This window comes from Thioalkalivibrio sp. ALMg13-2, assembly GCF_000381185.1.
In the GTDB taxonomy this organism is placed as follows: Bacteria; Pseudomonadota; Gammaproteobacteria; order Ectothiorhodospirales; family Ectothiorhodospiraceae; genus Thioalkalivibrio; species Thioalkalivibrio versutus.
In genome coordinates, this window is the sequence record NZ_KB906149.1 from 1 (window position 1) to 4,145 (window position 4,145).

A 4,145-nucleotide genomic window follows, 5' to 3' on the forward strand; every position below is an offset into this window, starting at 1 on the left:
TCGGGCCTGGTTCGCTGCACGACCGCGCTACCACGTGCACTTCACGCCGACCTCGGCGTCCTGGATCAACCTGGTCGAACGCTTCTTCGCGCTCATCTCGCAGCGCTGGATCAAGCGTCAATCGCATCGCAGTACTCGCGAACTCGAAGACTCCATCCGCGAATACCTGAAGACGTACAACGATGAGCCTCGACCGTTCATCTGGCGCAAAACAGCCGATCAAATTATCGCGTCGATCGCCCGTCTAACCGATCGCCTCGATAAAAATACGAACTTTTGTTAAAGGACACTAGAGTGTGAGTCCGTGGACCAGATATCCTTGACCAATGCCCGTTGACCTTCAAGCGCTCTCGGCCAGACTGATCCATCTGATCCTCGACACGGTCTTTGTGGTCGATCGGGACAATCAGATCGTCTTCGTGAGCGATGCCTGTGAGGATCTGCTTGGTTATCGCGCAGAAGAGCTGATCGGAACCACGATCACCGACTATATGCATCCTGAAGACCTGGCGGCCTCACTGGCCTCCATTGTTCGGGTCATGGAGGGCAAGCCTCACGTCGATTTCCGTAACCGCTATATCCGCAAAGATGGCGGTGTCGTGTACATCCTTTGGTCGGCACACTGGGTCGAGGAGGAGGGTGTGCGGATTGGGGTTGCGCGGGACGTGACGGCCCTGCGGCAGGCCGAGGAGGAACTGCGCTTCCTCGCCCATCATGATCCGCTGACAGGACTGACCAACCGATCGCTGTTCTATGACCGCCTGGATCTGGCGATACATTCGGCCCATCGCTACCAGAACCACCTGGCCTTGCTGTTTCTGGATATCAACGACTTCAAGGTGATCAATGATGTCCATGGACACGCGGTGGGGGACCGTGTGCTTTGTACGATCGCCCGGCGGCTGGAGGGCTGCGTGCGGGAGACGGACACGGTGGCGCGGATGGGCGGGGATGAGTTTATTGTCCTGCTGACGGATATCCAGGTGGAGGGTGCCGTTTCCAGAAAGGTCGAGCACATTCAATCGGCCATGGACGAGCCCCTGGGCGCCGAGTTCGGCGGGATCATACCGTCTTGTAGCATTGGCGTGGCCTGCTATCCCGCTGACGGAGAGGACGCCGATACCTTGCTGAGCCGTGCGGATGGCGAAATGTACCGGGTGAAGCGGAAAAGGGGTAAGGGGCATTCGGAAACCTCCTAAGTAAGGGGGTCGGACCTCGGTAACGTGCGGAATAGCCGAACGAAACCGGTCTAGGAAGGCCGCGATTCGAGCTTAAAGCGGTCATTTCGGCCATCAAATGGGCATTCCAGGGAGGGAAGCCATGCCGCGGGCGAATCGCCATCATCTGCCGGGAAGGGCGTGAACCGCCCCGGGTTTCCCGGAGACTCGTTGGTTTGGGTCACGCCAGCTGGTGAGCTATGGGCTCAGAGCTCTCCTTTTGCCTCTGGAAGTTTCCGGCGGAAGGCAAGGTTTGACCCCGGCGTCTTTCCGCGGATGGAGTGGAACAGCTACTTCTGCAGGGCGGCTTCTCGATCGATGGGTGGGTACAAACCCTTGCGCGGCCGCTTGCCGGGATGCGGGGTATCGAACCGTTGCGGCCGGGAGACGGTGAATGCGCGCTCGTCGTCGTGGCGGCGACCCGGAACGTCCATCGCAGGCGGGCGAGAAAAGGACACCCATGATCTCGTTGCGGCAAACTCGGGAGCATTTCCTTTCCCTCGAGGACTCCATGACCCGAACACTGTTGCTGATCGTCATCTTCTACACGCCGTCGGTATGGGCGGAGCCGCCGGAGCCGCTGGAGCCGATGGTGCCCGCCGACTATTACGACTTCGTGTTCGCGACCGAGCCGAGGCTTTCGCCGGATGCTGGCCATGTCGTCTTCGTGCGCAGTCGCGTGGACGATGAACGCCGCAATCGGGAATCGAGCATCTGGATGGTGCCGGCTGATGGCTCGGAATCGGCAAGCCAGTTCACCCAGGGTGAGTCCGATCGTCATCCCCGTTTTTCTCCCGATGGGCGGCAAGTGGCCTTCTTGAGGACCGTCGACGAGGACGCCCAGATTCATCTGATACCCATTGACGGTGGTGAAGCCCATGCCATCACCGAGATTGAACAGGGCGATCTTTCTCACTTTGCCTGGCTGCCTGATGGTCAACACCTGATCGTTACCCTGACCATCGACCCGGCCGTCGAGGCTCCCGCGCAGGAGGAGCAGGGGGATGACGCACCGCAGGCGGATGTGAAGGTCTATTCGCGGCCGCTCAGCCGTCGTGAGTCGCAGGGTTGGCTGGATGAGAGCCGCCGCACCTTGTGGTTGCTGGATTCGGCAAGCGGCGAACTCGAGCGTTTGGCAGGGGACGCCGAGTGGAACCACAACAACCCGACGGTTTCGCCCGATGGCCGCTTCCTGGCGTTCAATGTCGACCGCAGCGGCCGCGAGTACGACGGCAGCTTCAATCAGGACATCTACCTGCTCGATCTCGAAAGCCGTGAGGAACGCAAGCTGTCCGCGCCCGATGGGCGTGTCACCGACCCACTGTTCTCGCCCGACGGGCGCCAGGTCGCCTTTCTCTATCAGTCCGACCGTTATCGTCCCGTGGAACTGCACCGCATCGGGATCGACAACGACGACCACAAGGTACTGCACGATGGCATGGACTTCTCCGTTACGCAGGCCTGGTGGCCCGAGGGGTTCGATCGCCCCCTGGTATTGGCGGACTTCCGCGGCAGCCGTCCACTGATTCGCTTGCACCCCGATGGTGACAGCGAGGTGGTCCTCGGTGATGAAGCCGCTCTCAGCGATATCGACTTTGCCGCCGACGGCGAGTCCCTGGCCTTGCTGGTCGAAGACGAAACCCGGATGCCGGAGGTGCACGTCGCCGACAGTGACGGGTTCGAGTCGCGACGCCTGACGGGCTTCAACGACACTCTGTTGGAATCACGTTACCGGACCGAGCTCGAACGCTTCAGCTACGAGGTCGAGGATGGCCGCACGGTGGATGCGTTCCTGCTACGGCCCAAAGGGTTCGACGCCGGCGATGACTGGCCGCTGGTGTTGAACATTCGTGGCGGTCCGGGGCATATGTGGGGCCATCGCTGGTTCCACGAGTTTCAGATGATCGCGGGCGCGGGCTACGCGATGCTGTTCACCAACTATCGGGGTTCGACCGGCTACGGTTACGAGTTCCAGGCCTCGGTGTACCAGGACTACGGTGGGGTGGACTACCGCGACAACATGCAGGCCCTGGACGCGGCGTTGGAGCGCTACGACTGGATCGACGAGGAGCGCCAGTTTCTGACCGGTGGCAGCCATGGCGGCTTTCTGACCAACTGGACCACCACGCAGACCGATCGCTTCCGCGCGGCGGTCACCCAGCGCAGTGTCTCCAACTGGATCTCTGAGGCCGGCACCCAGGACTACGTGCCGACAAGGATGAATGCCGAGTTTGGCGGCACGATCTGGACGAACTACGACTATTACTGGGGACGCTCACCGCTCAAGTACGCCGACCAGGTGAGTACGCCGACGCTGATCATCCACTCTACCGATGACCGGGTGACCCCGATCGGGCAGGGCCAGGAGTGGTTCTACGCGCTGCTTAATAACGACGTAGAGAGCGAGCTGGCGGTATTCGATGGCGAAGGCCACAACCTGTCCCGGGACGGCACTCCGGTGAATCTGGTCAAACGCCTGGAACTCATCCTCGAGTGGTTTGAGAGCCATAAACCGTGATCCGCAGTGCGAGGCATTGATTGCGAGGCGGGGGGGGGCAGTCGGGGAGAAGGGAGAAGAGGGATGGGGATACGGAGGGATAACGGGGTCGGACCTCGGTAACCTACGGAAAAACAGCGGTAAACCGGTCTAGAAAGGCCGCGATTCGAGCTTAAAGCGGTCATTTCGGCCATCAAATGGGCATTCCAGGGAGGGAAGCCATGCCACGGGCGAATCGCCATCATCTGCCGGGCCATGTCTGGCATATCACTCAGCGGTGTCATAAGCAGGAGTTTCTGCTGAAGTTTGCCCGCGACCGGACGCTCTGGCGCTACTGGCTGTACCAGGCGCGCCAGCGTTACGGACTCTGTGTGCTCAACTACATAGTGACCTCCAACCATGTACACCTGCTGGTGCGCGATGGGGGCGGA

At 60.8% G+C, this 4,145-nt stretch carries 3 protein-coding genes and 1 pseudogene; all 4 read left to right on the forward strand.

Annotated features, from left to right (window positions below):
• Positions 1 to 283: pseudogene (locus F618_RS15130) on the forward strand (IS630 family transposase); the annotation flags it as partial.
• A 43-nt stretch (positions 284 to 326) separates the two neighbouring features.
• Positions 327 to 1,199, forward strand: a complete 873-nt coding sequence (locus F618_RS0114445; RefSeq protein ID WP_019568997.1) for a sensor domain-containing diguanylate cyclase — start codon at positions 327 to 329, stop codon at positions 1,197 to 1,199.
• A 529-nt stretch (positions 1,200 to 1,728) separates the two neighbouring features.
• On the forward strand, positions 1,729 to 3,735 hold the full coding sequence (locus F618_RS0114455; RefSeq protein WP_026331255.1) for a S9 family peptidase: 2,007 nt from the start codon (positions 1,729 to 1,731) through the stop codon (positions 3,733 to 3,735).
• A gap of 200 nt (positions 3,736 to 3,935) precedes the next feature.
• Positions 3,936 to 4,145 (forward strand): hypothetical protein (locus F618_RS0114460; protein ID WP_026331256.1); only part of this gene is annotated, 210 nt, incomplete at its 3' end.